The sequence below is a fragment of the Nonomuraea sp. CA-218870 genome (assembly GCF_050936535.1).
Taxonomy (GTDB): domain Bacteria; phylum Actinomycetota; class Actinomycetes; order Streptosporangiales; family Streptosporangiaceae; genus Nonomuraea; species Nonomuraea corallina.
In genome coordinates this window covers 3,775,443-3,802,107 of sequence record NZ_JBNJMN010000001.1, presented here as the reverse complement: position 1 = coordinate 3,802,107, position 26,665 = coordinate 3,775,443, and the positions used below count along the sequence as shown (strand labels likewise).

The 26,665-nt window shown below is 72.9% G+C and carries 24 protein-coding genes; 13 read left to right on the top strand and 11 right to left on the bottom strand.

What is annotated here, in order from left to right:
- Positions 1-2: 2 nt before the first annotated feature.
- Together ACQEUU_RS18375 and ACQEUU_RS18370 are read right to left on the bottom strand one after the other, a co-directional pair.
- The gene (locus ACQEUU_RS18375) at positions 3-986 is read right to left on the bottom strand and encodes an alpha/beta hydrolase (protein WP_433067482.1); all 984 of its coding nucleotides are present in this window, start codon (positions 984-986) and stop codon (positions 3-5) included.
- Positions 987-1,203: 217 nt separating this feature from the next.
- On the bottom strand, positions 1,204-1,680 hold the full coding sequence (locus tag ACQEUU_RS18370) for a hypothetical protein (protein ID WP_433067479.1): 477 nt from the start codon (positions 1,678-1,680) through the stop codon (positions 1,204-1,206).
- Positions 1,681-1,809: 129 nt separating this feature from the next.
- Here ACQEUU_RS18370 and ACQEUU_RS18365 point away from each other — a divergent pair, with 129 nt between their 5' ends.
- Positions 1,810-2,346 carry an MFS transporter gene (locus tag ACQEUU_RS18365; RefSeq protein WP_433067477.1) on the top strand — a complete coding sequence of 179 codons (537 nt, stop codon included), beginning with the start codon at positions 1,810-1,812 and terminating at the stop codon, positions 2,344-2,346.
- Positions 2,347-2,391: 45 nt separating this feature from the next.
- Complete coding sequence (locus tag ACQEUU_RS18360; RefSeq protein ID WP_433067474.1) at positions 2,392-3,090, top strand: YcnI family copper-binding membrane protein; 699 nt, start codon at positions 2,392-2,394, stop codon at positions 3,088-3,090.
- A gap of 79 nt (positions 3,091-3,169) precedes the next feature.
- Here the strand turns inward: ACQEUU_RS18360 and ACQEUU_RS18355 are convergent, their stop codons facing one another.
- The 3 genes from ACQEUU_RS18355 to ACQEUU_RS18345 are packed head-to-tail and all read right to left on the bottom strand — an operon-like array spanning position 3,170 to position 6,241.
- A complete protein-coding gene (locus tag ACQEUU_RS18355; protein ID WP_433067471.1) occupies positions 3,170-4,123 on the bottom strand; it encodes an ABC transporter permease in 954 nt (317 codons plus the stop codon).
- Positions 4,110-5,099 (bottom strand): ATP-binding cassette domain-containing protein, encoded by a 990-nt coding sequence (locus tag ACQEUU_RS18350; RefSeq protein WP_433067469.1) that lies wholly within the window; start codon positions 5,097-5,099, stop codon positions 4,110-4,112. Before ACQEUU_RS18350 ends, ACQEUU_RS18355 begins: the two co-directional genes overlap by 14 nt.
- Complete coding sequence (locus ACQEUU_RS18345; protein ID WP_433067466.1) at positions 5,096-6,241, bottom strand: LolA family protein; 1,146 nt, start codon at positions 6,239-6,241, stop codon at positions 5,096-5,098. Before ACQEUU_RS18345 ends, ACQEUU_RS18350 begins: the two co-directional genes overlap by 4 nt.
- 127 nt (positions 6,242-6,368) lie before the next feature.
- Here ACQEUU_RS18345 and ACQEUU_RS18340 point away from each other — a divergent pair, with 127 nt between their 5' ends.
- Together ACQEUU_RS18340 and ACQEUU_RS18335 are read left to right on the top strand one after the other, a co-directional pair.
- On the top strand, positions 6,369-7,043 hold the full coding sequence (locus ACQEUU_RS18340) for a response regulator transcription factor (protein WP_433067463.1): 675 nt from the start codon (positions 6,369-6,371) through the stop codon (positions 7,041-7,043).
- On the top strand, positions 7,036-8,394 hold the full coding sequence (locus ACQEUU_RS18335) for a sensor histidine kinase (protein ID WP_433067460.1): 1,359 nt from the start codon (positions 7,036-7,038) through the stop codon (positions 8,392-8,394). The genes ACQEUU_RS18340 and ACQEUU_RS18335 overlap by 8 nt, the downstream gene beginning before the upstream one ends.
- Before the next feature lie 164 nt (positions 8,395-8,558).
- Here ACQEUU_RS18335 and ACQEUU_RS18330 read toward each other — a convergent pair whose 3' ends face one another.
- Entirely contained in the window at positions 8,559-9,428 is an 870-nt protein-coding gene (locus tag ACQEUU_RS18330) for a LysR family transcriptional regulator (RefSeq protein ID WP_433067458.1), read from the bottom strand.
- Between the two features lie 783 nt (positions 9,429-10,211).
- Here ACQEUU_RS18330 and ACQEUU_RS18325 point away from each other — a divergent pair.
- Complete coding sequence (locus ACQEUU_RS18325) at positions 10,212-11,219, top strand: neutral zinc metallopeptidase (RefSeq protein ID WP_433067456.1); 1,008 nt, start codon at positions 10,212-10,214, stop codon at positions 11,217-11,219.
- A gap of 135 nt (positions 11,220-11,354) precedes the next feature.
- Positions 11,355-13,295 carry an LCP family protein gene (locus tag ACQEUU_RS18320; RefSeq protein WP_433067453.1) on the top strand — a complete coding sequence of 647 codons (1,941 nt, stop codon included), beginning with the start codon at positions 11,355-11,357 and terminating at the stop codon, positions 13,293-13,295.
- 57 nt (positions 13,296-13,352) lie between these two features.
- On the opposite strand, the gene ACQEUU_RS18315 is transcribed toward ACQEUU_RS18320, so the two are convergent.
- Positions 13,353-14,033 carry a glycoside hydrolase family 25 protein gene (locus tag ACQEUU_RS18315; RefSeq protein WP_433067451.1) on the bottom strand — a complete coding sequence of 227 codons (681 nt, stop codon included), beginning with the start codon at positions 14,031-14,033 and terminating at the stop codon, positions 13,353-13,355.
- 212 nt (positions 14,034-14,245) lie between these two features.
- Complete coding sequence (locus ACQEUU_RS18310) at positions 14,246-16,282, bottom strand: spermidine synthase (protein ID WP_433067448.1); 2,037 nt, start codon at positions 16,280-16,282, stop codon at positions 14,246-14,248.
- 184 nt (positions 16,283-16,466) lie between these two features.
- Between ACQEUU_RS18310 and ACQEUU_RS18305 the strand changes: the two genes are divergently transcribed.
- Positions 16,467-17,822: a S8 family peptidase gene (locus tag ACQEUU_RS18305; protein WP_433067446.1), complete on the top strand. Its 1,356-nt coding sequence runs from the start codon at positions 16,467-16,469 to the stop codon at positions 17,820-17,822.
- Between the two features lie 48 nt (positions 17,823-17,870).
- Here ACQEUU_RS18305 and ACQEUU_RS18300 read toward each other — a convergent pair whose 3' ends face one another.
- Positions 17,871-18,179, bottom strand: a complete 309-nt coding sequence (locus tag ACQEUU_RS18300; RefSeq protein WP_433067443.1) for a DUF4190 domain-containing protein — start codon at positions 18,177-18,179, stop codon at positions 17,871-17,873.
- 87 nt (positions 18,180-18,266) lie between these two features.
- On the opposite strand from ACQEUU_RS18300, the gene ACQEUU_RS18295 reads away from it, so the two are divergent.
- Both ACQEUU_RS18295 and ACQEUU_RS18290 read left to right on the top strand, forming a co-directional pair.
- Positions 18,267-18,725 (top strand): nitroreductase family deazaflavin-dependent oxidoreductase, encoded by a 459-nt coding sequence (locus ACQEUU_RS18295; RefSeq protein ID WP_433067440.1) that lies wholly within the window; start codon positions 18,267-18,269, stop codon positions 18,723-18,725.
- Between the two features lie 57 nt (positions 18,726-18,782).
- Positions 18,783-19,601: an ion transporter gene (locus ACQEUU_RS18290; protein ID WP_433067437.1), complete on the top strand. Its 819-nt coding sequence runs from the start codon at positions 18,783-18,785 to the stop codon at positions 19,599-19,601.
- An 82-nt stretch (positions 19,602-19,683) separates the two neighbouring features.
- On the opposite strand, the gene rpsD is transcribed toward ACQEUU_RS18290, so the two are convergent.
- Positions 19,684-20,298 carry a 30S ribosomal protein S4 gene (rpsD, locus tag ACQEUU_RS18285; RefSeq protein ID WP_433071889.1) on the bottom strand — a complete coding sequence of 205 codons (615 nt, stop codon included), beginning with the start codon at positions 20,296-20,298 and terminating at the stop codon, positions 19,684-19,686.
- 67 nt (positions 20,299-20,365) lie between these two features.
- Here rpsD and ACQEUU_RS18280 point away from each other — a divergent pair, with 67 nt between their 5' ends.
- On the top strand, positions 20,366-21,094 hold the full coding sequence (locus tag ACQEUU_RS18280; protein WP_433067435.1) for a DUF2470 domain-containing protein: 729 nt from the start codon (positions 20,366-20,368) through the stop codon (positions 21,092-21,094).
- A gap of 72 nt (positions 21,095-21,166) precedes the next feature.
- Entirely contained in the window at positions 21,167-21,832 is a 666-nt protein-coding gene (locus ACQEUU_RS18275; protein WP_433067432.1) for a hypothetical protein, read from the top strand.
- A gap of 92 nt (positions 21,833-21,924) precedes the next feature.
- On the opposite strand, the gene ACQEUU_RS18270 is transcribed toward ACQEUU_RS18275, so the two are convergent.
- A complete protein-coding gene (locus tag ACQEUU_RS18270; protein ID WP_433067429.1) occupies positions 21,925-23,109 on the bottom strand; it encodes an ROK family protein in 1,185 nt (394 codons plus the stop codon).
- 217 nt (positions 23,110-23,326) lie between these two features.
- Between ACQEUU_RS18270 and zwf the strand changes: the two genes are divergently transcribed.
- Entirely contained in the window at positions 23,327-24,721 is a 1,395-nt protein-coding gene (gene zwf / locus ACQEUU_RS18265) for a glucose-6-phosphate dehydrogenase (protein WP_433071887.1), read from the top strand.
- 2 nt (positions 24,722-24,723) lie between these two features.
- Positions 24,724-26,664: a phosphogluconate dehydratase gene (gene edd / locus ACQEUU_RS18260; protein WP_433071885.1), complete on the top strand. Its 1,941-nt coding sequence runs from the start codon at positions 24,724-24,726 to the stop codon at positions 26,662-26,664.
- Position 26,665 lies beyond the last annotated feature (1 nt).

Sequence of the window (26,665 nt, the reverse complement as noted above, 5' to 3'; positions counted from 1 at the left end):
GATCAGGCGGCGGCCTCGTCCTCCGCCGCCGCCTCCTCCAGCCCCGCCACGGCCGACAGGAACACGCCCATGTGCCGGAACGCCAGCCGCGCCTCCGGCAGCACGTCCGCCAGCAACGGGAACACGTGCGGCATCCGCGGCCACTCCTCGTACGTCACCGGCACCCCGCCCTGCCTGGCCTGCTCCGCGACGCGGCGGGCCTCGTCCCTGAGCACCTCGGTCGACCCGGTGACGATCATCAGCGGCGGCAGGCCGGTGAAGTCGCCCAGCACCGGCGAGACCAGGGGGTCGCACGGGTCCAGCCCGTCGGTCCAGCGGCGGGCCAGCCAGCGCACCCGGCCGGCCGGCAGCATCGGGTCCTGCCAGCGGTTCGCGGTGCGGGGGAAGTCGGTCAGGTCGGCCCACGGCGACAGGCACACGGCCGCCGACGGCAGCGGCAGGCCGCGGTCCCGCAGGGCCAGCAGTGTCGCCAGGGTCAGGTGACCGCCCGCCGAGTCGCCCCCGATGAGCACGTCCTCCGGCTCGTACCCCCGCTGCAGCAGGCAGTCGTAGGCGTCCAGGGAGTCGCTCAGCGAGTCGGCCAGCTTGTGCACCGGGCCCTGGCGGTAGTCCAGGGCCAGCACCGGACGGCCCGCCACCGCCGACAGGCGCCAGGTGATGGGCCGGTGGGTGCGCGGCGAGCCCGAGAAGTAGCCGCCGCCGTGCAGGTAGAGGAGGACCTTGCGTTCGTCCAGGTCCGCGCCGCCGCGCACCCACTCGCCCTCGCAGGCCGAGAACGCGGCGGGGACCACGCTGACGTGTTCGGGGGTCTGGCCGACTGGGAGCAGCCTGACCAGTTCGCCGAGCTGGGACGCGGCCGTCAGGGCGAGGGCGTGGCGCAGGAACAGGTGGGAGGCCGGCTTGAGCGTGTGCCGCATCAGGCCGGTCAGGGCGCGGGCCTGCCAGCTCAGCGGGTATTGGGGAGCGACATCCCTGTCCAGTTGCATATCGGGTCCTCCGGCACGTTGATTCCCTGCCAGAACATCGCTCTACCCGTGAGTAAGGATCTCATCGCCTTTCCGGACATCATCGGCGCTTCCACTCACCATGGGATATGCCCGCTGCTCCCCGGGGGCCATTTGTCCCGTTGCTAAGGGCTGACCGTCAGTTGACTGACTCCATGCCTTCCACGGCGCCCACGCCTTTACAAAGTAGATCGGGAGGTCAGTAGTAGCCACCCTCCTGGGTCTGCTGCTCGTAGTCCTCGTCGTCATCGTCGTAGCGGCGCGCCCAGCGCGAGGGCATGAGCACCGGGACGAACAGCGCGACGCCGAGGAGGGCGAACACGCCGCTGCCGAGCAGGGTCTTGGCGCCGGTGACGGTGTCCCTGACGATCTGGTTCACCGAGGGGCCGTCGGGCAGCAGGGTCAGCGCCCGGTTCTTGTCCAGCGCGTACACGACGGTCCAGGCCAGCAGCACCATGGACGGGACGAAGGTCGCCAGCGGCGAGATGCCCCCCGCCACCACGAGGCCGACGACGAGTCCGACGGCGGCCATGGAGCCCAGCGCGATCCACAGTGACGGGCCGCCCTGCGGGGCGGTCTGGCCGCTCACCACCGCGTGCTGCACGGCCCAGCCCCCACCTCCCAGCACGACCGCCGTCACCACAAGCCCGACGAGCAACCCACCCAAGTGCCGCAACGCTCTCACCTCATGTCGACGTGGCTGGCACGACCTTAGCGACAAATACCGTTAATCACCCCGTCATTGCCCGGCTTCCCGCATGACCCCTCCCGGGCCGGTCCCGCCCGTGGCAGCATGGGCTCACGCATGCGAGCACACCTGCCTCTCCGGCTCATCAGGACGACGGCCTTCGCCGCCGTCTGCGTGCTCCTCGCGGCCCTCGCCCACTGGCTGAGCGACGGCGCCCGCCCCGAGCCGTGGGCCCTGGCCGCCGGCCTCCTCGCGGTCTTCGCGGCCGCCGCGGCCCTGGGCGGCCGGGAGCGCTCACCGGCCCAGGTCGCCTGCCTGCTGGTCGCGGCCCAGCTCGGGCTGCACGAGCTGTTCGGCGGTGACGGCACCGGCTACGTCGCGGCGCACCTGCACGGGCAGGGGCTCGGCGAGGCGCTGGGCATGCTGACGGCCCACCTGACGGCCACGCTCCTCACCGGCTGGTGGCTGGCACGCGGCGAGGCCGCGCTCTGGGCGCTGCTGCGCCGCCTGGCCCGCCGCCTCCTGCTCCCCCGGCCCGCCCCGGCGCCCGCCGCCGCCCGGCCGCTCGTCCCCGTCGTACGGGCCCGCGCCGTGCCGCCGGACCCGGCCTTCCGCCACAGCCTGGCCAGGCGCGGTCCTCCGCTTCCCGCCTGACCTGCTGACATCCGTTTTTCCCTTTCCGTCAAGTGGAGTTCCGCCATGTCCTTCTTCAGGCGTGCGGCGACCGTGCTCGCCGCCACCACCGTCGTCGTCGCCGCGCCGGCCCTGCCCGCGCTGGCCCATGTCACGATCAATCCCGGCACCGCCGAGGCGGGCGGGTTCACCAAGGTCGCCTTCCGGGTGCCCAACGAGCGCGACGACGCCAAGACCACCAAGGTCGAGGTGTCCTTCCCGACCGACCACCCGCTGGCGTTCGTCTCGGTCAAGCCGGTGCCCGGCTGGACCGTCAAGGTCACCGAGGGCAAGCTGCCCAAGCCCGTCACCACCGAGTTCGGTGAGCTCACCGAGGCCGTCACCACCGTCGTCTGGTCCGGCGGCGAGATCGGCCAGGGCGAGTTCCAGGAGTTCGAGGTGTCGATGGGACGGCTGCCCGAGGGCGTCGACCAGCTGGTGTTCCCGACCAAGCAGACCTACTCCGGCGGCGAGGTCGTCTCGTGGTCCGACGCCCCCGCGGCCGGCGGCGCCGAGCCCGAGCACCCGGCCCCCGTGCTCAAGCTGGCCCCGGCGGCCGGCGCCACCGCCTCCCCCTCGCCGGTCGCGGTGACCGCCGCTCCGTCCGGCGCGGCCCCCGCCCCGGCTGACGGCACCGCCCGCCTCCTCGGCGCGGCCGGCCTCGCCGTCGGCGCCGTCGGCGTGGCGACCGCCCTGCTCGCCCTGCGCCGCCGCCGCCCCTCCTGACGGCCCGGCTTCGCCCCGTACGAGAGATCCTCGTACGGGGCGAGGCACCCCGGCGCGGCGGGCCGGCGCGGCCGGGGCGTCAGGACGTGATGTCCTTGCCGCTGAAGCGGGCCCAGGCGATCGAGAGGGACATGACGATGTACGCCGCGAACGTCAGCAGGCCCTCCCCCAGAGCCCCCGTGTCGACCGGGTCGCGCAGGACCGCGTCGAAACCGGTGAACCAGGTCGGCAGCAGGTAGGGCTGGATCGGCTCCAGCGCGGGGACCGCCTGCAGCACGTGGCAGGCGATGACCAGCACCACCGTGCCCGCGATCGCGCCGATGGACACCTCGGTGAACGCCGAGATCGCCAGCGCCACCGCCGCCAGCGCTGCCATGCCCGCGCCGACGTAGCCGACGGCGAGCGCGACGCGCAGCAGGCCCTCGGTCATGCTGATGGTGGTTCCGGACAGCAGCGTCACGTCCCCGGCGGGGAACAGCGCCAGCCCGGTGGCCAGCGCCGACAGCGCGACGACGACGGTGACCGCGTAGGCGTGGACGACCGCGTTCAGGTACTTGACGGCCAGCAGCCGGGTGCGCCCGGCGGGGGCGGCGAGCAGATAGCGCAGCGTGCCGCCGTTCGCCTCCCCGGCGAGCGCGTCGCCGGCCACCACGCTGACCGTGATCGGCATCAGCAGCAGCACCAGCACTGAGAACGCGGCGAACGTCAGCATGAGGCTGTTGCCGGCCACGTCCGCGATCATGCCGCCGACCCCCTCCTCCCCCGCGACCAGACGCAGGGACACGCCGATGATGACGGGCACCACGGCGAGCACGGCCAGGACGGCGAGGTTGCGCGGCCGGCGGAAGGTCAGGCCCAGCTCGGAGCCGAGCAGCCGCCAGAACGCGCCGGCCCTGCGGCCGGACGGCGGCGCGGCCGGGACGGGCGGGGCGGGCGGCTCGTCCGGCAGGCGCGGGGTCGTGCTCATGGTCTCGGTCACCGGCACCAATCCGGGCGTGCGACGGGGGCGGGTGCCCGTGTCAGCCGTCGACATCGAATCCCTCTCCTGTCAGTCCGACGAACACGTCCTCCAGGCTCGGCCGCACCACGGCGAGCCCCCGGACGGGCACGCCCTCACCGACGAGGGCGGCGTTGACCTGCTCGGGGGCGTGCCCGCCCAGCTCGGCGGTCACGTCGCCGGCCGTCGCGCCCTGGCGGCGCACGTCGGCCAGGCCCAGCGCGGCCAGCACGCGCGCCGCGCCGGCGGCGTCGGGCGTCTCCACGCTGATGCGGGCGGCCCGGCCGCCGCTCAGCGAGGCGATCGTGCCGTCCGCGACCAGGCGGCCGGCGCGCATGATGGCGGCGTGCGTGCACATCTGCTCGACCTCGGCCAGCAGGTGCGAGGAGACGAACACGGTCGTGCCGCCGGCGGCGATCTCCTTGACCAGCGCCCGCACCTCGCGGGTGCCCTGCGGGTCGAGCCCGTTGGTGGGCTCGTCGAGGATGAGCAGCTCGCGCGGCCTCAGCAGGGCGGCCGCGATGGCCAGCCGCTGGCGCATGCCGAGCGAGTAGACGCGGTAGCGCTTGCCCGCGGCCGCGGTGAGGCCGACGCGTTCCAGCGCCTCGCCGATCCGCCGCCCGGCGCTCGCCCCCGAGGCGGTGGGGTCTGCGGCGTCGAACCGGCGCAGGTTGGCCTCCCCCGTCAGGTACGGGTAGAAGGCCGGGCCCTCGACCAGCGCCCCCACCCGGGGCAGGGCCTGCGCGAGCGGCAGGCCGAGCAGGGAGCAGGTGCCGCCGGTGGGCGTGATCAGGCCGAGCAGCATCCGGATCGTGGTGGTCTTGCCGGAGCCGTTCGGGCCCAGGAAGCCGTAGACGGACCCGCGCGGCACGGACAGGTCGAGCGCGTCGACGGCCACCTGGCCGCCGCGGAAGCGCTTGGTCAGCCCGGACGTCACGAGGGCGGCGTCGGCGGGGAAGGAGGGCGGGGACGCCCCGATGGGCGTCCCCGCGTCCCGCGTGGCGGTCGTCACCTGACGCCCGCCGCCTTGACGATCTCCTCCGGGGTGACCGCGCCGATCAGCAGGCGGTCGTCGTCGGTCAGCAGCACCGTGACGAGCTTCGTCTTGATCAGCTTGCCGGAGCCCCAGGGGCCGCTCACCGGCGTGGCGGACCTCAGCACGCTGTCCAGGAGCTCCCGCGTGCCGGCGTCCGTGCCGGGGCCGGTCTCCTCCTCGCCCGGGCGGGACAGGACGTCCGCCGGGAGCACCGCGACCGCGGTCCAGCCCTCGCCACGCGTTCGGACGTCCCCGGCGGCCCGCCTGGCCTCGTCGGCGTGCTCGTGGTTCTGGTGGTTCTCGTGCTTCAGGTCGGCCGCCCCGAACGTCTTCTCCTCCACCTTGGCGCCGGGGGGCGGGGTGAAGGCGAAGTTCTCCTCGGCCGGCGGGGTGAAGGTCAGCTGGGTGAACCCGACCTGCAGGGCCGGCTCAGCCGAGCCCTTGGCGAACACCTGGACCCGCAGCGGCACGTGGTGCTCGCCGTCGATGGCCAGGCGGACCTCCTGGACCAGGGAGGCCGGGTCCTTCGGGGCCAGCACGAGCTGGTAGGCCGGGCGGCCCGCGACCTCGGCGGTGTTGCTCACCGAGATCGCGGTGGAGTCGCCCGCGTGTTCCAGCACCCGCTGCGCCGCCTGGTCGGGGGTCATGACGGACGGGTGGGGCGTGGGCCGCCCCTCCCGGTGGGGCTGACCCTGCTGTTTGATCCTGGTGGCGGTGTTGCTGTCGCTGTTCCAGTACCACACCTGGTCACCGTTGACGATGATGTTCGTCTCGTTGAACTGGGTGGGCAGGGCCAGCCGCAACTTGTCCTCGTCGCCGTACCAGAGCTTCACCTCATGGGAACCGGACAGCAGCGCCAGCGGCGAGCCGTCGCCGACGCCGGGCAGCGCCGGCAGTCCGAGCGAGGCCGTCTGCTGGACCGTGCCGGACATGGGCGGCATGCCTTCGTGCTTCTCCGTCGCCGCCACGGCGTCGGCCAGCAACTGCTGGGCGGACTTCTCAGGCAGCACCGGGTCGCCGCTCACCGCTGCGATGACCGGGCCGGCGCCGAGCGCCGCGCCGATCACGGCCGCCGCCGCGATCGGCACTCCCCATCTCACGAACGTGCCTCTGCGCATCTCACTCCTTAACGGTATGTCGATACACGCAGCCTGCGTGATGCATCCTTAGGCGAACCTGAGACGGGCTGAGAGCCCTCTCAGCGTTCTCAGCGGGCTCTCAGCGCGGGCACGGGAGAATCGGCACATGCGCGTACTGGTGGTCGAGGACGAGCGCCGGATGGCGGCCGCGCTCCAGCGCGGGCTGCAGGCGGAGGGATTCGCCGTCGACCTCGCCCACGACGGCGAGCAGGGGCTGCACGAGGCCCGGCACGGCGACTACGACGTGGTCGTGCTCGACATCATGCTGCCCAGGCTGTCCGGCTACAACGTGTGCAAGCAGCTGCGCGCGGAGGAGAACTGGGTGCCCATCCTCATGCTGTCGGCCAAGGACGGCGAGTACGACATGGCCGACGGCCTGGATCTGGGCGCCGACGACTACCTGACCAAGCCGTTCTCGTACGTGGTGCTGGTGGCCAGGCTGCGGGCGCTGCTGCGGCGCGGCGGCGGGCGGCGGCCGGCGGTGCTGGTGGCGGGCGACCTGTCGCTCGACCCGGCGCGGCGGCGGGTGCGGCGCGGCGAGCGGGAGGTCGAGCTGACGCCGCGCGAGTTCGCGCTGCTGGAGTATCTGCTGCGCCGGCGCGACGAGGTGGTGTCCAAGTCGGAGATCCTGGAGCACGTCTGGGACACCTTCGACACCGACCCGAACGTGGTCGAGGTGTACGTGGGCTACCTGCGGCGCAAGATCGACGCGCCGTTCGGCAGGAACGCGCTGCAGACCGTGCGCGGGGCGGGTTACCGGCTGGCCGGCGACGGTGGCTGAGCTCCCGTCCGGGCGCCGGTCGTCCTGGTGGCGGCGGCAGGGGCTGCGGTTCCGGCTGACCGTGGTCGCCGTGGCCGTGCTCGCGGTGGCGCTGGCGCTGTCGGCGTCCGTGCTGCTCTCGGTGCTGGACCGGACGCTCATGGACACCGTGGACGAGTCGGTCACCCGGCAGGCGCACACGGTGCGGGTGCAGGCCGACGCCGGCACGCTGACGACCCCGATCACTACCCACGACGGCACGATCGTGCAGGTGCTCGACGCGGACGGGCGGATCACGCACGTCACCTACGGCGCCGACCGGCTGGTGCCGCTGCTCGACGCCCCGGGCCGGGCGCGGACGCTGCGGGAGGGGCGGGCCACGTTCGTCGACGGCCGCCCGTACGCGATCCCGGCGCGGCTGCGGGTGGTGGCGCTGAGCGCCGACCGCGGGCAGACGGTGCTCGCGGCCCGGTCGGTGTCGGAGATCCAGACGAGCGTCCACACGGCCGGCGGGGTGCTGTGGGTGGGCACGCCACTGCTGGTGGTGCTGCTCGCCGGCGCCAGCTGGATGATCATCGGGCGTACGCTCCGGCCCATCACGGCGCTGCGCCGGGGCGCGGCCGAGATCACGCACACCGCGCGGTCGCGCCGGCTGCCGGTGCCGGAGTCGCGTGACGAGGTGCACTCGCTGGCCACCACGCTCAACGACATGCTGGCCCGGCTGGAGGAGGCCGAGAAACGGCAGCGGGCGCTGGTCTCCGACGCGGCGCACGAGCTGCGCAGCCCGCTCGCCAGCATCCGGCTCCAGCTGGAGGTGGCGCTCGGGCACCCGGACGGGCAGGACTGGCCGGAGACGGCCGAGGGCGTGCTGGAGGACACCCTGCGGCTGTCCCGGCTGGCCGAGGACCTGCTCGCGCTGGCCCGGCTGGACGAGCGCGGCGGCGTGCCGGCCCGGCGCGAGCCCGTCGACCTGGACGAGGTCGTACGGCGGACGGCCGACCGGTACGCCGAGGTGCGGCTGACGGTCTGCGACCCGGTGGAGGTGCGCGGCGACGCCATGGACCTCGGCCGGGTGCTGACCAACCTGATCGACAACGCGGTGCGGCACACCGCGTCGAAGGTCGAGGTCGCGCTGACCGCCGACGGGGTCCTCACGGTCACCGACGACGGTCCGGGCATCCCGGAGGCCGACAGGGAGCGGGTGTTCGACCGGTTCACCCGGCTCGACACCGGCCGCAGCCGGGACGAGGGCGGGGCCGGGCTGGGGCTGGCCATCGTCCGGGAGACGGTCCGCGCCCATGGCGGCACAGTCCACCTGGAAGACGCCTCCCCCGGCCTGCGCGCCGTGGTGTCCCTCCCCCCGTCCAGATGAACGGGACGGCCGCCACCACGGCGGTCGCCGTCCGGGCCCCGTCGTACGACGGATCCGGGACGTGCTGAACACGCCGACCGGCGTGACGGTGGAGCCTCACGGAGCCCGCCACGTGTCCAGGGTGGGCACGCGGGCCGGCGCCGGCGAGGTGGTGAGAGACCGCGCTAGGCGGTGGTGCCCCTCTCGGCGGTCGCCAGGAAGTCCTGGGCGATCAGCGGGAGGCGGCGGCGCGTGTGCACGACTGCGATCACGCGCCTGACGGCGGGCTCCAGCGAACGGACCACGAGGCCCGCCCTGGCGGCCTGTTCGGCCATCCCGCGGTACCACAGCAGCGACGCCTGCCCGGTGCGGACCGCGTTCAGCCAGCCGTTGCGCTCGTCGGTTTCGAGGACGACGACGGGGCTGACCGCGAACTTGCCGAACATCGCGTCGAGCTCCCTGCGGCGGACGCTGCCGCGCGCGGGGAGGGCCAGGCGCATGCCGTGGAGCCTGGCCATGGGAACGGGGTTGGGGAGTTCGAGCCCGGGCGGGGAGATCAGCACGATCTCCTGCCGTTCGAGCGGATGGGTGATCAGGTCGCCGGGGACGGGCAGGTCGGTCAGGCCGAGGTCTGCCCGCTGGTCCCGGATGGCGTTGACGACGGCCTCGCGGCCTTCGCAGCGGACGATGTGCACGCGGACGCCCGGGTGCTCGGAGGCGTAGGCGGGCAACAGCCGCCCCGCCAGACCGGGCTCCAGGCTGGGGGTGGAGGCGATGCGGAGTTCCGCCTCGCCGGCGCCGCCGTGGCTGGCGAGGCCTTCGATCTCGCGGACGGCGTCGAGCGCCTCACGAGCCAGCTTCACCACGCGGCGACCCTGCGAGGTCACCACTACCCCCCGCCCCGAACGCGCGAAGAGCGTCATTCCGAGCTCTCGTTCCAGATCGCGGATCGCACGCGAAAGCGCAGGCTGTGCGATGTAAAGCGATCTTGCCGCGTCAGTCATGGTGCGGTGCTCCGCAGTCGCGACCACATAGCGGAGCTGCTGGAGGTTCATGGCAAAGAACGCTAGGACAACGGCACGTTCGCGGTCGGCAACATGACTGAGATCACCTCGAATGATTTCGGACCGTAACCGAGTACGGCTACATCCGTGACGGGTGGGAAATCAGTATGCTTCTGCCCCATATTTGGCAAAGGCGTGGTGTGTGACAGGAGAGGTCACGCATCTCGGACTTCCGAGTAAAGGGGCGACACGGTGACAGGCAACGGGCAATATCCTCCCCCGCCTCAGGGGCCAGGACAGCCCCAGAGGCCACCCTCGCTGCCCTGGCCTCCGCAGCACCACCACCGGCCGGAGCACCAGCCCTACCCCAGTCAGGGCGGCCCCGGCGCGGCGTACCCGGGCCAGGGGGCTCCGCCGCCCGGCGGGCAGGGGCCGTACCCGGGGCAGCCGTACCCCGGGCAGCCGCCGTACCCCGGGCAGGGTGTGCCTCCGCCGGGGCAAGGGCCGTATCCGGGCCAGGCACCGTACCCCGGACAAGGACCGCGCCCGGGGCAAGGACCCCATCCCGGCCAGGGACCGTACCCCGGGCAAGGACCGCACCCTGGGCAGGGACCGCACCCCGGGCAGGGACAGCACCCCGGGCAGGGGCCGTACCCGGGGCAGGGGGCGTACCCGGGGCAGGGGGCGCAGCCGGGCGGGGGCGGGTTCCCGCAGGGGCCGTATCCGCCGCCGGGGCCGCCCGGCGGTCCCCCGCCGCCGCAGGGCCCGTGGCCGCCCCGGCAGCCCTTCCCGCCGCACGGGCAGTGGCACCACCGGCCGCGCCGCAAGTCCGGGATGGGCGTGGCCGGCGTGCTCGGGCTCGTGTTCGGGTCGATGGCGGCGCTGTTCGTGCTGGTGGTCGTCGGGGCGGCCTTCCTGGACGGGTCCTCGGAGAGGGAGACCTCGACGCCGCTGGCGCAGCCGACGTCCTCCCCCGACGACGGGCCGACCCGGTCCTGGGACGACCCGACAGAGCGGCCCACCCCGAGCGACGAGCCCACCGAGCGGCCCACCCAGGGCGACGAGCCCGCCGACGAGCCGGACGACGACCCGCCCCCGCAGGTGACGCTCAACCGCAGCCTGAAGAACAACACCGTCTACCGCGCCGGCGCCCTGCCGAGGCTCAACTGCCGGGCGGGCAACGCCAGCGTCTTCAGCCACAGCCAGCTCAAGGCGCTGATCCTGAAGACCAGCCAGTGCATGGACCGCGCCTGGGGCCCGATCCTGCGCAAGCAGGGCATCCCGTTCAGCCCGCCGAACTACGCCATCGCGGCCAGGAGCGGCAGGGGCGCCTGCGGCGACTATCCCCAGCCGGGGAGCATCGTGCCCTACTACTGCCCGCGCAACAGCACGATCTACGCCTCCACCTCGGCCATGGCCAGGGGCAACGGGAACTCCCGCGGCTACGGCCAGATCGTCAGCTGGCACGGCGGCATCATCAGCATGATGGCCCACGAGTACGGGCACCACGTGCAGAACCTGACGGGGCTGCTGGACTCCTGGTGGGCCCAGACGCTGGAGACGCCCAACCGGAACGGCAAGCTGGCGCTGAGCCGGCGACTGGAGCTGCAGGCGACCTGTTTCGCCGGGATGTGGATGCGGTCGGTCGCGACCTCGTACCCGGTGAGCACGGGCAACCGGCAGCGGCTGTTCTGGTTCTACGGTCAGGTGGGCGACCATCCGGGATATCCGCGCGACCACGGGTCCCCGGCGAACAACCACCGGTGGTTCCGGCAGGGCTGGGAGAAGAACCACGCCTACCAGTGCAACACCTGGGCGGTGCCCGCCTCGGCCACCTCTTAGCGATCACATGGCGTTCATCTCATGTTGGGCACATGTCTTTGATGTCCATATATGAGGACTAGAATCCTGACAATCTTGTGCCATCGGGGGGCAAACCCATCGGGTTATGCCTGGTAGGCGTGTGAAGGAGCCGGTGTGAGCAAACGCGATGGGGTGGACGCCGCGCCCGGAGGCAGGAAACGGCGCCCCTCTCGCCGTCCTCGGCCGGCCGCGTCCGGAACCCCGTCCGAGCCCGCACCCGAACCCGCCCCGCATCCCGAACCCGGCCCGCCCGGCGACCCCAGAGGCGGCGATCCCAGAGGCGGCGATCCGCGCGCTGGACGGGCGCGCAGAGCCGGGCGTTCCGGAAGCGGGGAGCCCGGGGCCCGGTCCGGCGCGCGGCCCCAGCGCGCGGCCTCCGGAGCGGCGCCCAAGGCCGGCGACCAGACCTCGCCCGGCGGTGACGGGACGAACACCCGCCCGTCCGGACGCGGCGGGCAGCCCCCCGGACAGCGCACCACGCAAGGCACCGGGCAAGGCACCAGGCAAGGCACCGGGCAGCGGTCCTGGCAGCGGTCCTGGCAGCGCGGTGGGCTCGCCGCGCGGCTCGCCGGGCTCGGCGGCGGGAACTCCGCCCCCCGGTTCGCCCGGCCTCTCACGCTCGCGTCCCTCCTCGGCTGGACCGTGCTGTCGGTCTTCGTGCCGGGGGCGGCTCACCTGCGGGCCGGGCGCCGCCGCACCGGCCTGATCCTGGTCGGCCTCTTCGCCGCGACGCTGCTCGCCCTGCTGGCGTTCGGCCTGGCCAACCTGGACAACCTGGGGATCTTCACGCGTGACAGCGTGATGATCAGCACCGTGGTCCTGGCCTCGCTGGGCGCGCTGAGCTGGTTCGCGCTCGCGGTCTCCTCGTACGTCACGCTCGGCCCCAAGCGGCTCGACCAGCGGGGTCAGGTCATCTCGGGCGTCGTGGTGGGGCTGTTGTGCGTGGTGGTGATGGCGCCGTTCGCGCTGTCGGCCACGTCGGTCTACGCGGTGTGGGACGCGAAGAAGCATGTCTTCAAGAGCGCGGCGGACGACCCGGACGTCGCGCCGATCAAGGAGGAGGACCCGTGGAACGGCAAGGACCGGGTCAACTTCCTGCTGATCGGCGGTGACGCCGCGGGCAACCGCACCGGGGTGCGCACCGACAGCATGAACGTGGCCAGCGTGCACATCCCGACGGGGTCCACGGTGCTGTTCAGCCTGCCGCGCAACCTCCAGCACGTGCGTTTCCCCCCGTCGTCGCCGCTGCGTAAGCACTTCCCGAACGGCTTCATGGCGGAGCTGCCCAACGGTGGCCTGCTGAACGAGGTCTGGCAGTACGCCAACGACCACCCGGAGCAGGCGGGCGGCAGGAACAAGGGCCCGCGCGCGCTGATGGACGCGATCAGCTACACGCTCAAGCTCGACATCGACTACTACGTGCTGATGAACATGTACGGCTTCTCCGACCTGGTGGACGCCATCGGCGGGCTGACCATCCACGTGGAGCAGGACGTCAAGTGGGGCGGCCTGTACGGGACCGCGGGCACGATCAAGGCGGGCACCAGGAGGCTGACCGGCGAGGAGGCCCTCTGGTACGGCCGCTCCCGGGTGGGCGCCGACGACTTCTCCCGGATGGGCCGCCAGCGCTGCGTCATCGGGGCGTTCGCGCAGCAGGCGACGCCGCAGAAGATCCTGGCCAACTTCAACAGCATCACCTCCGCGACCAAGCGGCTGGCGCACACGAACATCCCGCAGGAGCTGGTGGAGCCGCTGGTGGAGCTGGCGCTCAAGGTCAAGGACGCCAGGATGAGCAGCCTGCAGTTCGTGCCGCCGAGGTTCTGGCCGGGCAACCCCGACTGGGCGAAGATCCAGCGGGCGTCGGCCAAGGCGATCCAGGACTCGCTCAGGCCGCGCCGGGCCACGGCGGCCACCCAGGCCGCGCCGACCCCGTCCGGCGACGCGACGGTGTCCGCGTCGCCGACCCGGGTGCGGGCGGCCAAGCCGACCGAGACGCCGACGCGCAACTCGCAGGCGACCGACGGCGCGGAGTCGCTCGAGGAGCTGTGCGGCTGACCCCGGCGTGACGGAAGGCGTGACGGAAGGCGTGCACGGAAGGCGTGACGGAAGGCGTCAGGGACGGCCGAGGGCACGCAGCTGGTCGACGCTCAGCGAGGAGACGTTCTGGTCCACCGGCGAGTCGGAGTACTGGTGGATGGTCCAGGTCTTCCAGTCGGCCGGGGTGCCGACCGTGCCCTTGGCCTTGCCGTAGTGGGCGACCCAGAGCGGGTACTCGCTCAGGCCCTTGCCGTACTGGTCGGCGAAGGCGTAGCCGCTGTAGAAGAGCGGGGTGACACCGGTCCGGTCCTTGACCCGTTCCATGAACGTCTTGGCCCACCGGTTCACGTGCGCGACCGGCTTGCCGTCGCTGGTCTCCAGGTCGAGGGCGAGCAGGTCGCCCTTCTTGGCGGGCTGTCCGCCGACCACCGACAGGAAGAAGTCGGCCTCGGCGACCGGGTCGTTGGCGGGGTGCCCGAAGTGGTAGGCGCCGCGCACGACGTCGTGCTTGTCGAGTTCCTTCCAGTGGCGCGCGAAGGTCTTGTCCTTGAAGTCGAGGCCCTCGGTGGCCTTGACGATGCCGAAGTCGGCGCCGCTGGCGGCCCAGTCGTGCGTGGGCTGGTAGTTGGACACGTCCTGGCCGTACGGGAGCTCGGCGGCCTGGGCGGGCGCGGCGAACGCGGGGGCCGCCACCGTGGTGGCCACGGCCAGCGCCGCGGCCGCGCCGAACTTGCGCAGGTTGCGGGACATGGTCATGGATGTTCCTCCAGATTCCGCGCACAGTAAGTGATCATTTGTACGCGTAGAGCTACGTCGCGGCACCGCCGAAGGACACGCTGCGGAGCGGGGTGCGCGGGAAAGGGAGCGGCCTCAAGACCTGGGCGCTCACCTGTTGATTACAACGGCACGACTTTCCCGTACATTCCAAAACCCCAGGTAAAGCCTCACATGGTCGGGCAAACCAGGGTCTATGCGAGCGCCTTGCGGGGTGCCAGCAACAGCGCGCCGAGGTAAAGGACGCCCGCCACGAGGAGCAGCGCCTGGTAGCCGATGACCAGCGCCAGGTACTCCAGGCACCCGCCGACCATGGCGCCCAGCAGGTTGGCGCCGAAGGCGGTGGTGGCGTCGGCGGTGTCGGCGAACCGCTTGGAGAACACCACGTTCGCGGCGAAGATCGGCAGGAAGGCGACGACGACGGCGGCCACCGCGCGCACCGGCACGGGCAGCGACAGCAGCCACGCGTCCGGCACCAGCCAGGCCAGCAGCAGCCCGGCGAAGAGCACCCCGTACATGACGCTCAGCGGCGGGGTGCGGAAGCGGCGGGTCACCTCCACGGCGGCGAGCACGGCGACGAGCACCCCGGCGAACACGATCGCGTTGACCACCCAGGTGGTGCCGAACAGCAGCGCGAACCCGGTCACGCTCTTGGTCTCCAGCAGCAGGAACGCCACCCCGAGCAGGAACAGGTCGGCGTACGGGCGCATCCTGCGGTACGGGCCGGCCACGACGCGGACGGCGAGCAGGCTGACCGCGAGGATCAGGCCGAGCGTGATGAGGTAGAGCGACGGGATGGTCCGGTCCTTGAGGTAGAGGAACGGCCGGTCGTCGTCGGCGGGCGGCGGGGTGCCGGCCGCCGCGCCCGCCCAGGGGGCGGCGCAGCGCTGCGCGTCGGGGGTGGTGGCGGCGGTGATGACGGCCTGGTGGCCGGTGGTGCTCACCACGTCCACGCAGGGGGCGTGGCCGAAGGCGCGCTGGGCGGTGGCCGCGAGCCGGTCCACCAGCCAGCTCTCGCGGTAGTAGTTGTACATGGAGAACGCGCCGCCGGGCTTGAGCCGCTCGCGGGCGGCCCGCATGGCCTCCTCGGTGAACAGGTAGCTCTCCAGCCGCAGCGAGCTGGCCCCCGACACGAGCGTGAGCGAGTCGGGCAGCGCGAACAGGATCAGGTCGTACGTGCGATCGGTCTGTTCCAGGAAGGCGCGGCCGTCGGTGACGTGCGTGGTCACCCTGGGGTCGTCGTACGGCCTGTCGGGGTGGGTGGATCCGCCCAGCTCGCGCAGTTTGGGGTCGATCTCGACGGCGTCGACGCGGCGGGCGCCCTTGGACAGCGCGATGGCGACGTCGGTGCCGCTGCCCGCGCCGACGATGAGGACGTCGTCGGGCCGGGCGGCGGCCCGCTGGTAGGGCAGCCCGTACTGGGCCTCCCACTGCAGCCGGGCGGCGGCGGGCACGGCCTGCTGGTGCGGGACGCCGTTGACGGCGATGTCGGTCACCGGCACGCCGAGCTGTTCGAACTGGCGGTGGGTGACCTTGTAGTACGGCGACCACAGCGCCCCGGCCGTCAGCGTCTCGGCGAGCAGCAGGCCCACCACGGCCAGCGAGGGGACGGTCACCAGCCCCAGGTAGGCGGCGCGGGGGCGGGGCACGAGCAGCACGCCGTAGGCGACGGCGGCGAGGACGCCCCAGACGACCGGCGGCGCGCTGAGGAACGACAGGGCGGTGAACACCGCGATGCCGGTGAGGCTGCCGATCAGGTCGTAGCGGTAGGCCTCCAGCCGGGGCAGCTCGGGGAAGCAGCGTCCGACCAGCTCGGCGGGGCCCATGAGGACGAGCGCCGCGGCGCAGAAGACGACGGGCAGGCTGATCCAGGCGGGCGGCCCGACGGTGGACAGGCTCGTCCAGTACAGGACGCCCTCGGTGTCGCGGTCGACCGTCACCGGGAACACCAGCACCACCATGACCAGGCCGAACAGCACGACCGGCGAGTAGTACGGCTGGGCGGTGGTCCGGCCGACCCGCAGGAACCCGAGCCCGATGCCGAGGAACGAGCCGAGCAGCACGAAGTTGGTGAAGTAGCTCAGGTGCACGATGTTGGAGCCGGTCCACCGGATCAGCGCCAGCTCCAGGAAGAGCATGAACGCGCTGGCGAGGATCAGCCGGGGCCGCACGGCCAGCCAGTGTCCGCTGGTGCCACCGCTTTCGACCGGCTTCTGCGCCTCGAGCGTCATGCTGCCCCAACCTAGTGAACCGACCGAGATCATGGAAGCCTCCCGGCGAAGCCAGGATGTCGTCCCGTTCGGCGCCATTTACGGCGTTATGCCAGGTCACAGGCTTGGTAAAGCGCTGGACGGCGGCGTCGCGATGACGCACGGTAAGGAGGTCGCTCCACTCCCACACGCTCGGCGGTGAAACATGCGGGTCCTCATTCAGCTCCGCCCCTCCCCTGACCTCGTCTCGGCCGTGGCCGACCCCGGCCGCGCCGTGACGACGGCCGACGTCGCCGACGGCCTGCCCGGCGTCGAGCTCGACGCCGGCTTCACGCCCGTGGCGCTGCCGCGCCCGGTGCCCGCCACGGGCGGCGACCCGCTCTCGCTCAACCAGCCGCTGCGGTTCTCGCTGGCCGCCGAGGACGCCTCGGTGCTGGTCCGCGGCACGATCTCGGACGACGAGTTGGCCACCAGGGTCTCCATGCTGCCGGGCCTGCGTCCCGACGTGGTGGGCGTGTTCTCCGACCCGGTGATCGAGACCTCGCCGACGTGCGGCGGCGACCCTCCGGTCGGCGACTGGCGGGACGTGGAGCGGCTGCTCGACGTGCCGCGGCTGCGCGCCGAGGGCCTCGACGGTTCCGGCGTGGCCGTGGCGGTGGTCGACACCGGCGTCAACCTCGACCACCTGGCCGTCAGGCTGCGGCACGACGTGCGGTTCGACGCCGGACGCAGCTGGCTGCCCGCCACCATGCCGGGCAGGCCGGGCGCTTTCCCCGTCGACCACGGCACGATGTGCGCGTTCGACGCGCTGCTCGGCGCCCCGGAGGCGACCCTGCTCGACCTGCCGCTGCTGCGCTCCACCCGGCCCGGCGGCTCGGTGATGGACGGGCTGCTGTCCGACGCGGTGGCCGCGTTCGCGCACCTGCGTGACGTGCTCGCCGCCCAGCCCGAGTCCTCGCGGGCGCTGGTGGTGAACAACTCCTGGGGGTCGTTCTCCCCCGAGTGGGACTTCCCCGTGGGGCATCCGGGCAACTACTCCGACAACGGGGCCCACCCGTTCAACCTGATGGTGGCGAGCCTGGACCAGGCGGGCGCCGACATCCTGTTCGCGGCGGGCAACTGCGGGCGCGACTGCCCCGACGGCCGCTGCGCCTTCCCTGAGCGGCCGATCACCGGCGCCAACTCCCACCCTCGGGTGCTGTCGATCGGCGGCGTGAACGTGCGCGGCGAACGGGTCGGCTACTCCTCGCAGGGGCCGGGCCGGCTGGCCGAGCGCAAGCCGGACGTGTGCGCGTACACACACTTCGCCGGCTCGGGCGCGTACGGGGACGAGCCCGACTCCGGCACCTCGGCGGCGGCGCCGGTCGCGGCCGGGCTGGTGGCGGCCGTGCGGACCCTGTGGCCGGCCTCGCGGCTGTCGCCGGCGCAACTGCGCGCCCTGCTGCGCCGCACCGCCGAGGACCGCAGCACGGTGGGCTTCGACTACGACTACGGGTACGGCGTCATCGACCCCGCCGGGATCCTGAGCGCGCTGCGCCGGCGCGCCCAGAGCGCCGCCTGAAGGACCGGCCCCTGATCATCCCGGCCGCGGTCGGACCCGCGCGCGGGCCTAGGAGGAGGTCACGCCCATGACGACGGCGAACAGGATGATGACGCCGTAGATGACGATGACCGCGCCCATGATGCAGGTGCTGACGATGCCGCAGATCCGGCCGGCCTGCACCATGCCGCGGTTCTCGTACACGTAGCCGCTGGCGTCGATCTCCCGCAGCGCCTTGGTTCCCATGTTCCAGGCGAAGGGCCCGAGGATCTGGCAGATGACCAGGCTGAGGATGCCCAGCACCAGGATGGTCGTCCCGTTGGGATGCGTCAGCGGTGGCGGACCGTAGTAGCCGGGGCCGTAGTTCGGATAGGACATGGGTGACGTGACCCCCCGGGTTGTCGGTCGAACAGGTGGGTTTTATACCACAGCAACGCGCTTGCCGGTCGCTTGTACGATGCCTGCATGATCAAGGCCGGGTTCCAGTGGCTGGCGGGCACCGAGTGGTTCATGCGGGCGGGCCCGCGGATCATGCCGAAGCTGGAGCGGCTGGCCGACCGGCTGTCGCGGGGCAGACCGGTCGGCGGTGAGCGCTCCCTCGTCCTCATGACCACCGGGGCCCGCACGGGGCAGCCGCGCCGCACCCGCCTGGCGTGCGTCCGCGAGCCCGGAGGGTCGCTGCTGGTCGTGGGGAGCAACTTCGGCGCCGAGCGCCACCCCGCGTGGACGGCCAACCTGCTGGCGCACCCGGACGCGGCCGTCGCCCACGCCGGACGCGAGTTCCCGGTGCGCGCGCGGCTGCTGGCCGGCGGCGAACGCGCCGCGGTCTGGCCCGCGCTGGTGGCGGGCTCGCCGATGTACGAGCGCTACACCGCCCGCTCCGGGCGCGAACTGCGGGTCTTCAGGTTGACGCCGGAGCAGTGATCGTTTTACGCCAAAATGATCGGGCCGTCCACCCCTTCCGAGGAGGAGCCCTCCCCCGTGCGTGAACGCACCCGTGCCGTCCTGGCACACCGGAACTTCCAGCGGTTCATCGTCGGCGTCATCCTGGTCAACGCCGCGGTCCTCGGACTGGAGACGTTCCCCGCGATCGCCGCGCGCCACGGCGCCCTGCTGTCCGCGCTGGACCGGCTGGCGCTGGCCATCTTCGTGGTGGAGCTGACGGCGAAGGTGTACGTGGAGCGGGCCCGGTTCCCGCGCGACCCGTGGAACGTCTTCGACACCGTGATCGTCGTGGTCGCCCTGGCGCCCGCCGCGGCCGGCGGCCTGTCGGTGCTGCGCTCGCTGCGCATCCTGCGCGTGCTGCGACTGCTGTCGGTGGTGCCGAGCCTGCGCAAGGTCGTCTCGGCCCTGCTGCGCGCGATGCCGGGGATGAGCTCCATCGTGGTGCTGCTGTCGCTGGTGCTCTACGTGGCCGCGGTGCTGGCCACCAAGCTGTACGGGCAGACGGCGCCGGAGCGTTTCGGCAGCCTGCCGACGTCGCTGTTCACCCTGTTCCAGACCATGACGGGCGACGACTGGGGCAACATCGCGCGTGAGGTGATGGAGGTCCACCCGTCGGCCTGGATCTTCTTCACGATCTTCATCCTGCTGTGCACGTTCGTGGTGCTCAACCTGTTCATGGCGGTGGTGGTGAGCGCCATGGACGAGGAGGCGGCCAAGGAGCGGGCCGACCTGGAGGACATGTCGGCGGCCTCGACGCAGCGCATCCTGAAGGAGCTGGCGGAGCTGCGCAAGGAGGTGACGGCGCTGCGCCGTGCCACCCCCGACCGGCGGACGAAGAAGCGCGCCAACGCCTGACGCCCCCGGGGCGCGGGGCGGCGCGAGACAGCACGCCCCGCGATCTCACCGCCGTACGGCCCCGCGGCCCCGTGGCCCCGCGTCAGCGGGAGTAGAACTCGACCACGAGCAGCTCGTCCACCGGCACCGGGACCTGCTCACGCAGCGGGGCCGCCAGCAGGGTGAAGGTGAGGCCCGGCAGGTCCACGCTCAGGTAGGGGGCGACGCGTTCGTCCGCGTGGATCCCCTCGGCGGCGGCCACGAACGGCTGCATCCGGCGCGACCGTTCCCGCACCGAGACCACCTGGCCGGGCCTGACCAGGTAGCTGGGGATGTCGACCTTGCGGCCGTCCACGGCGATGTGCCCGTGGGTCACGTACTGGCGGGCCGCGTAGATAGACGGGGCCAGGCCGGAACGCATCACCAGCGAGGCCAGCCGCGACTCCAGGATGGAGACCAGCTCGGCGCCGGACGCCCCCGGTCTGCGCACGGCCAGGTCCCAGTAGCGGCGCAGCTGCCGTTCGGACACGTCGTAGTACCAGCGCAGCTTCTGCTTCTCCATCAGGCGCAGCCCGTAGTCGCCGGTGGTGCGGCGGTTGGTCTTGCGCCCGTGCTCGCCCGGCGGGTACGGGCGCTGCTCGAAGTAGCGGATGGCTTTCCTGGTCAGCGGCACTCCCGCGCGGCGCGACAGGCGCACCTTGGGACCGGTGTAGCGCACGTTCACCTCATTGTGCTTAGGTAATGCTTACTTAGGCAAGCCTAACCTACATTCATCAGGAGGGGCCATGCTGCCGATCCCGCAGCGGATCCGCACTCTCGCCGCGACGGCCTCGGTCGCGCGGCTGACCGTCGACGGCATGCCGTCCCGCGCCCGGGGCGGCGTCGACGAGCGCGGCCGGCCGGTGCTGCTGGTGCTGCCCGGCGAACCGCTGCACGGACTGCACCGGCTGCACGAGGACGCCGTGGTGGCCGTCAACCTGACGGCCGTGCGCAGGCTCGGCGACGACGAGCACCCGCGCGGGCTGATGGAGGTGCAGGGCTGGGCGCAGCCGGTGCCGGCGGGCGAGGCGCGGGCGGCGGCGGTCACGGTGGCGGCCAACGACCCGGACGAGGCGCTGTTCGACGCGCTGGAGCGCTACGGGCGGCCGGACGCGCCCCGGCTGCTGCGGGTGGACGTGGCCCAGGTGGTGTACCTGACCGGGCAGGAGTCCGGGGTGCTGGACGCCGAGGACTACCTGGAGGCCGAGCCCGACCCGCTCGCCGGGCCGGCCGAGCGGGTGCTGGCGCACGTCAACGCCGCGCACCGCGAGCAGCTCGCCAAGGGCGTCTCCCGCCATCTGGGCCGGCCCGCCGGCGAGGTGTGGCTGTGGGAGCTGGACAGCCAGGGGGTCACGGTGCGGGCGGACGGCTCGCTCGTCCGCTTCCTGTGGCCCGCCCCGACGAGCGACGGCAGCGACCTGGAGGCCGCGCTGAACGGGCTGCTGTGCACCTGCGGCCACCACCCGGCCGTCTGAGCGCAACCTTCTTGATCACGATTCTCCGCTTCACCGGTCGGGCCCGGCCGGGGCTGACTATCATCTGCCTCTGTGAGAGAGACCGAACGGCGCGAGCGGATCCTGCAGATCGCCGGCGCGCTGACCGGCACCCTCATGCTCGTCCTCGCGGGCGTCCTCGCCGGCGCCGGGCTGCCCGGCGCGTCGCTGTCCCTCGCGAGCATGCCCCAGCCGGGCGCGCGGGACCACGCCGAGGGCCGTGGGGCGGTCGAGTCGGCGCCCGCCCGCCTCCGCGCCGCCGAGCCTCGGGTACGGATCCCCCGACAGGGCCCGCGTACGGGTCACACCAACGCGCCGAGCCGGCCCGCCGCGGACTCGCCGTCCTCCACCCCGTCGAGAGCGCCGACCACCCAGCCGACCACCCAGCCCTCCACCGAGGCCCCCATCGAGCCCTCCACCTCCTCATCGGCAGCCCCGTCGACCGCGCCCTCGACCGCGCCCTCGGCCGCGCCGCCCAGCGCACCGCCGACCGGGTCGCCGTCCTCCGGGTCGCTTTCCTCCGTGCCGCCCTTCTCCGGCAGGAGCCCCGTGGGCTCCGCCGGTACGAGCGAGGCGGGCCGGGCGGGCGCGCTCGTACCCACCGGAACGGCCCCCGCCGGGACCGGCGCCGAACTGGACGACGTGGCGGCCGCCACGACCGGCAGGACCCCGGCGGCGCAGCGCAGCTCCCGCCCGCACGCCGTCCCCGGCCACCCCTGAGCCGCGCGCCCGCCCAGAGGCGTCAGCGAACGAGGACAGGTCGCGAGGGCCTCGTCCGTCGCCACCCGTGAGCCGACCGCCTGCTGGAAGCGTCAGCGGGCGGGGCGGGCCGCGAGGGCCTCGTCCACGGCCTCTGGCGACAGGACGTGGTCGAGGACCATGACCGCGCAGCCGCTGATGCCGGCGCCGGGACCCAGGCGGCTCGGCTCGATGCGCAGCCGCCGGGTGGCCAGCGCGGTGGAGCGCCGGTAGACGACCTCGCGGATGCTCGACACCAGCGGCCCGAACGCCTCGGCCATGTCGCCGCCGAGCACCACGACCGACGGGTTGAGGATGTTGACCGCCCCGGCCACCACCTCGCCGATCCTGCGGCCGGCCTCGCGCACGGTCGCCATCGTCTCGGCGTCGCCGGCCCGTACCAGGCGCGTCACGTCGGAGATGCTCTTGACGTCCTTGCCGGCCGCGCGCAGGTCACGCAGGAGCGCGGTGCCGCTGGCGACGGAGTCGACGCAGTCGACGTTCCCGCACCGGCACAGCACTCCCCCGCCGTCGCGTACCGGGATGTGGCCGATCTCGCCGGACGCGCCGAGCGCGCCGCGCAGGATCCCGCCGCCGGCGATGATCCCGGCGCCGATGCGGGTGGAGACCTTGATGAACAGCAGGTCGTCCAGGTCGGGGTAGGCGCCCCGGTGCTCGCCGATGGCCAGCACGTTGACGTCGTTGTCGACCAGCACGGGCACCGGGAAACGGGCCCGGACCAGGGGCGGGATCACCACGCCCGTCCAGGAGGCCATCACCCGGGCGCTCTCGGTGCGACCCTCGGCGAACTCGACCGTCGCCGGCATGCCCATCCCGACGCCCCGGACCGTCGAGCGCGGCCGGTCGCCGAGCAGCTCGTCCCAGGTGTCCATGACCAGGGGGAGCACCACGTCGGGGCCCTGTTCGACGTCGATCGCGAAGTCCTGCCCGGCCAGCTCGCGGGCGGCCAGGTCGCAGATGGACACCCGGGTGCGGCTCGCGCCCAGCGCGGCCACCAGCACGACGCCGCCGGCCGCGTCGAACTCCAGCCGCACCGGCGGCCGGCCGCCGGTCGACGGCGCGTCCGCCCGCTCCACGACCAGGCCGCGCTCCAGCAGCTCGTCGACCCGGAGCTGCACCGCGGGCCGGGACAGGCCCGTGACCCGGCCGATGTCGGCGCGCGTCACGGCCTCACCGGTGCGGATGAGCCGGAGGACGTCACCACTGGTGGCGAGGGTCGCTGCGGTACGTCGGGACATCGGCTAAGTGAACCACACCCGCTTGTGTCATGAAAAGTCACGACTTTTTCATCTCAAATAGCAAAACTGCGCTTGTACACGACCGTAACTCTGACTAGTGTCCGTTCTGTCCTTAGTGTGGTAGATCATCGGAGTCTCGTTCGTGTCCCCCCTCTCGTCCGCCCCCACCGCCCACACCGCCGACCTGGTGGTCTTCGGCGGCACCGGCGACCTGTCCATGCGCAAGCTGCTGCCCGCGCTGTTCCACAGCGACCGGGACGGCCGGCTCTCTCCCCGGACGCGCATCATCGCCCTGTCCAGGAGCGGGCTGACGGACGCCGACTTCCGGGGCAAGGTGGACGCGCAGGTACGCGACCGGGTGCCGGTCGACGACCACGCCAGGTGGCAGCGCTTCCTGGGCCGGCTGCACCACCTGACCGTCGACGTGGGCGGCGAGGACCGCACCGGCTGGGACCGGCTGCGCGCGATGCTGGCCGGGGACCGCGACCGCGTGTTCTACCTGGCCAGCCCGCCCAGGACGTTCGGCCCGTTCTGCCGCGAGGTGGACCGGGCGGGCCTGGTGACGCCGAGGTCGCGGGTGGTGCTGGAGAAGCCGCTCGGCCACGACCTGCCGAGCGCGCAGCGGATCAACGACGAGGTCGGCGCCATCTTCGCCGAGCACCAGATCTTCCGCATCGACCACTACCTGGGCAAGGAGACCGTGCAGAACCTGCTCGTGCTCCGCTTCGCCAACGCGTTCCTGGAGCCGGTCTGGAACTCGCTCTGGATCGACCACGTGCAGATCACCGCCGCCGAGACCGTCGGCACGCCCGGGCGGCGCGACTACTACGACCACGCCGGCGCGCTGCGCGACATGGTGCAGAACCACCTGCTGCAACTGCTCACGCTGACCGCGATGGAACCGCCCGCGCGCAACGACCGCGAGGCGATCCGCGACGAGAAGGTGAAGGTGCTGCAGGCGCTGCGCCCGATCACCGGCGGCGAGGTCACCCGCTTCACCGTGCGCGGCCAGTACACCGCCGCCGACGGCATGCCCGGATACCTGGACGAGCCGGGCTCGACGCCGCCGACCGAGTCGTCCGAGCGGGTGGAGACGTTCACCGCCATCCGGGCCGAGATCCGCAACTGGCGCTGGGCCGGGGTGCCGTTCTACCTGCGCACCGGCAAGCGGCTGCCGGACCGGCGCTCGGAGATCGTGGTGCAGTTCAAGGACGTGCCGCACTCCATCTTCCCCGGCGGCTCGCCGAACCGCCTGGTGCTGCGGCTGCAGCCGGAGGAGGGCATCGAGCTGCACATCATGGCCAAGGAGCCGGGGGCCGGCGAGGTGTCGCTCAAGCCGGTCCCGCTCAGCCTGAACTTCGGCAAGACGTTCCCCGCCCGCGTTCCCGAGGCGTACGAGCGGCTGCTGAGCGACGTGCTGGCCGGCAACCCGACGCTCTTCATGCGGCGTGACGAGGTGGAGGCCGCCTGGCGGTGGATCGACCCGATCCTGGACGCCTGGCGCTCCTCTCCCGCGCTGCCCGAACCGTACCCCGCCGGGACGACCGGCCCCGCAGGCGCGCACGAGCTCCTGGCCCGCAGCGGCCGCGCCTGGCACGAGGAGGAAGCGTGACCATGAACCCCGTCATCCAGCAGGTCACCGACCGCATCGCCGGGCGGAGCGCGGCGAGCCGCGCCGCGTACCTGGCCAGGATCCGCCGGGACGGCGCCGACGCCCGCGCGAAGGGCCCCGCCCGCGCCCACCTGGGGTGCGCGAACCTGGCGCACGGCTTCGCCGCCGCGCCGGACTCCGACAAGCCCGCCCTGCGCGGCACGGCGAAGCCGGGCGTGGCCATCGTCACCAGCTACAACGACATGCTCTCCGCCCACCAGCCGTACGAGACGTACCCGCCGGAGCTGAAGGCGGCGGTGCGCGCGGCGGGCGGGGTGGCGCAGGTGGCGGGCGGCGTGCCCGCCATGTGCGACGGCATCACGCAGGGCCGGGCGGGCATGGAGCTGTCGCTCTACAGCCGCGACGTGATCGCGATGTCCACGGCCGTGGCGCTGTCGCACGACATGTTCGACGCGAGCCTGCTGCTGGGCGTCTGCGACAAGATCGTGCCGGGCCTGCTGATCGGCGCGCTGCACTTCGGCCACCTGCCCGCGATCTTCGTCCCGGCCGGGCCGATGACGTCGGGGCTGCCGAACAAGGTCAAGGCCCGCACCCGCCAGCTCTTCGCCGAGGGCAAGGTCGGCAGGGACGAGCTGCTGGACGCCGAGGCGAAGTCCTACCACTCCCCCGGCACCTGCACCTTCTACGGCACCGCCAACTCCAACCAGGCGCTGATGGAGGTCATGGGCCTGCACCTGCCGGGCTCGACGTTCGTCAACCCGCACACCGAGCTGCGGCACGCGCTGACCGCGGCGGCGGGCCGCCGGTCGGTCGAGATCACCGCGCACGGCGCCGAGTACACGCCGATCGGCGAGCTGGTCGACGAGAAGGCGATCGTGAACGCCTGTGTGGCGCTGCTGGCCACCGGCGGCTCCACCAACCACACGCTGCACCTGGTGGCCATGGCGGCCGCCGCCGGGATCGTGCTGACCTGGGATGACCTGTCGCACCTGTCCAAGGCGGTGCCGTCGCTGACCAGGATCTACCCGAACGGCCAGGCGGACGTGAACCACTTCCGCGAGGCCGGCGGCATGCAGGTGCTGATCGGCGAGCTGCTGGACGCGGGCCTGCTGCACGCCGACGTGATGACCGTGGCCGGCCCCGGGCTGGACCGCTACCGGTCGGCGCCGGAGCTGCGCGACGGCGAGCTGGTGTGGGAGCAGGTCGCCGGCGGCAGCGCCGACCTGGACGTGCTGCGCCCGGTGTCGGACCCGTTCGCGGCCGACGGCGGCATCCACGTGCTCGGCGGCAACCTGGGCACGGCGGTGAGCAAGGTGTCGGCGGTCAAGCCCGAGCACCTGGTGATCGAGGCGCCGGCGAAGGTGTTCGACGACCAGCTCGGCCTGCTGCGCGCCTTCGAGGCGGGCGAGCTGGACGGCCGGGACTTCGTCGCGGTCATCCGCTACCAGGGGCCGAGCGCCAACGGCATGCCGGAGCTGCACAAGCTCACGCCGCCGCTGGCGGTGCTGCTGGACCGGGGGCAGCGGGTGGCGATCGTCACCGACGGCCGCATGTCCGGGGCGTCCGGCAAGGTCCCCGCCGCCATCCACCTGTCGCCCGAGGCGGCGGACGGCGGCCCGATCGCGCTGGTCCGCGAGGGTGACGTGATCCGCCTGGACTCGGTCGCGGGCACCCTTGAGCTGCTGGTTCCGGCCGAGGAGCTGGCCCGCCGCTCCCCCGAGGGGCGGCCGCTCAGCGACGCCGAGTGGGTCGGCACCGGCCGCGAGCTGTTCGCCGTCTTCCGCCGGATGGCGGGGCACGCCGAGCAGGGCGCCGGGATCTTCGGCGTCAGCGGCGCCGAGTCGCCGCACCACGGCCCCGGCCTGGCCTTCCCCGCCGAGTCGGGCTCCTCCCACCTGGAGACGGGCCGCCCCCTGCCGTCACCCACCGGGGCCCCGCGTTGAC

Coding starts and splice junctions, on each gene's coding strand:
- ACQEUU_RS18375 (WP_433067482.1), bottom strand. CDS start 986: ATGCAACTGGACAGGGATGTCGCTCCCCAATACCCGCTGAGCTGGCAG.
- ACQEUU_RS18365 (WP_433067477.1), top strand. CDS start 1,810: ATGCGAGCACACCTGCCTCTCCGGCTCATCAGGACGACGGCCTTCGCC.
- ACQEUU_RS18360 (WP_433067474.1), top strand. CDS start 2,392: ATGTCCTTCTTCAGGCGTGCGGCGACCGTGCTCGCCGCCACCACCGTC.
- ACQEUU_RS18355 (WP_433067471.1), bottom strand. CDS start 4,123: ATGTCGACGGCTGACACGGGCACCCGCCCCCGTCGCACGCCCGGATTG.
- ACQEUU_RS18345 (WP_433067466.1), bottom strand. CDS start 6,241: ATGCGCAGAGGCACGTTCGTGAGATGGGGAGTGCCGATCGCGGCGGCG.
- ACQEUU_RS18340 (WP_433067463.1), top strand. CDS start 6,369: ATGCGCGTACTGGTGGTCGAGGACGAGCGCCGGATGGCGGCCGCGCTC.
- ACQEUU_RS18330 (WP_433067458.1), bottom strand. CDS start 9,428: ATGAACCTCCAGCAGCTCCGCTATGTGGTCGCGACTGCGGAGCACCGC.
- ACQEUU_RS18325 (WP_433067456.1), top strand. CDS start 10,212: ATGGGCGTGGCCGGCGTGCTCGGGCTCGTGTTCGGGTCGATGGCGGCG.
- ACQEUU_RS18315 (WP_433067451.1), bottom strand. CDS start 14,033: ATGACCATGTCCCGCAACCTGCGCAAGTTCGGCGCGGCCGCGGCGCTG.
- ACQEUU_RS18310 (WP_433067448.1), bottom strand. CDS start 16,282: ATGACGCTCGAGGCGCAGAAGCCGGTCGAAAGCGGTGGCACCAGCGGA.
- ACQEUU_RS18305 (WP_433067446.1), top strand. CDS start 16,467: ATGCGGGTCCTCATTCAGCTCCGCCCCTCCCCTGACCTCGTCTCGGCC.
- ACQEUU_RS18300 (WP_433067443.1), bottom strand. CDS start 18,179: ATGTCCTATCCGAACTACGGCCCCGGCTACTACGGTCCGCCACCGCTG.
- ACQEUU_RS18295 (WP_433067440.1), top strand. CDS start 18,267: ATGATCAAGGCCGGGTTCCAGTGGCTGGCGGGCACCGAGTGGTTCATG.
- ACQEUU_RS18280 (WP_433067435.1), top strand. CDS start 20,366: ATGCTGCCGATCCCGCAGCGGATCCGCACTCTCGCCGCGACGGCCTCG.
- ACQEUU_RS18270 (WP_433067429.1), bottom strand. CDS start 23,109: ATGTCCCGACGTACCGCAGCGACCCTCGCCACCAGTGGTGACGTCCTC.
- zwf (WP_433071887.1), top strand. CDS start 23,327: ATGCGCAAGCTGCTGCCCGCGCTGTTCCACAGCGACCGGGACGGCCGG.
- edd (WP_433071885.1), top strand. CDS start 24,724: ATGAACCCCGTCATCCAGCAGGTCACCGACCGCATCGCCGGGCGGAGC.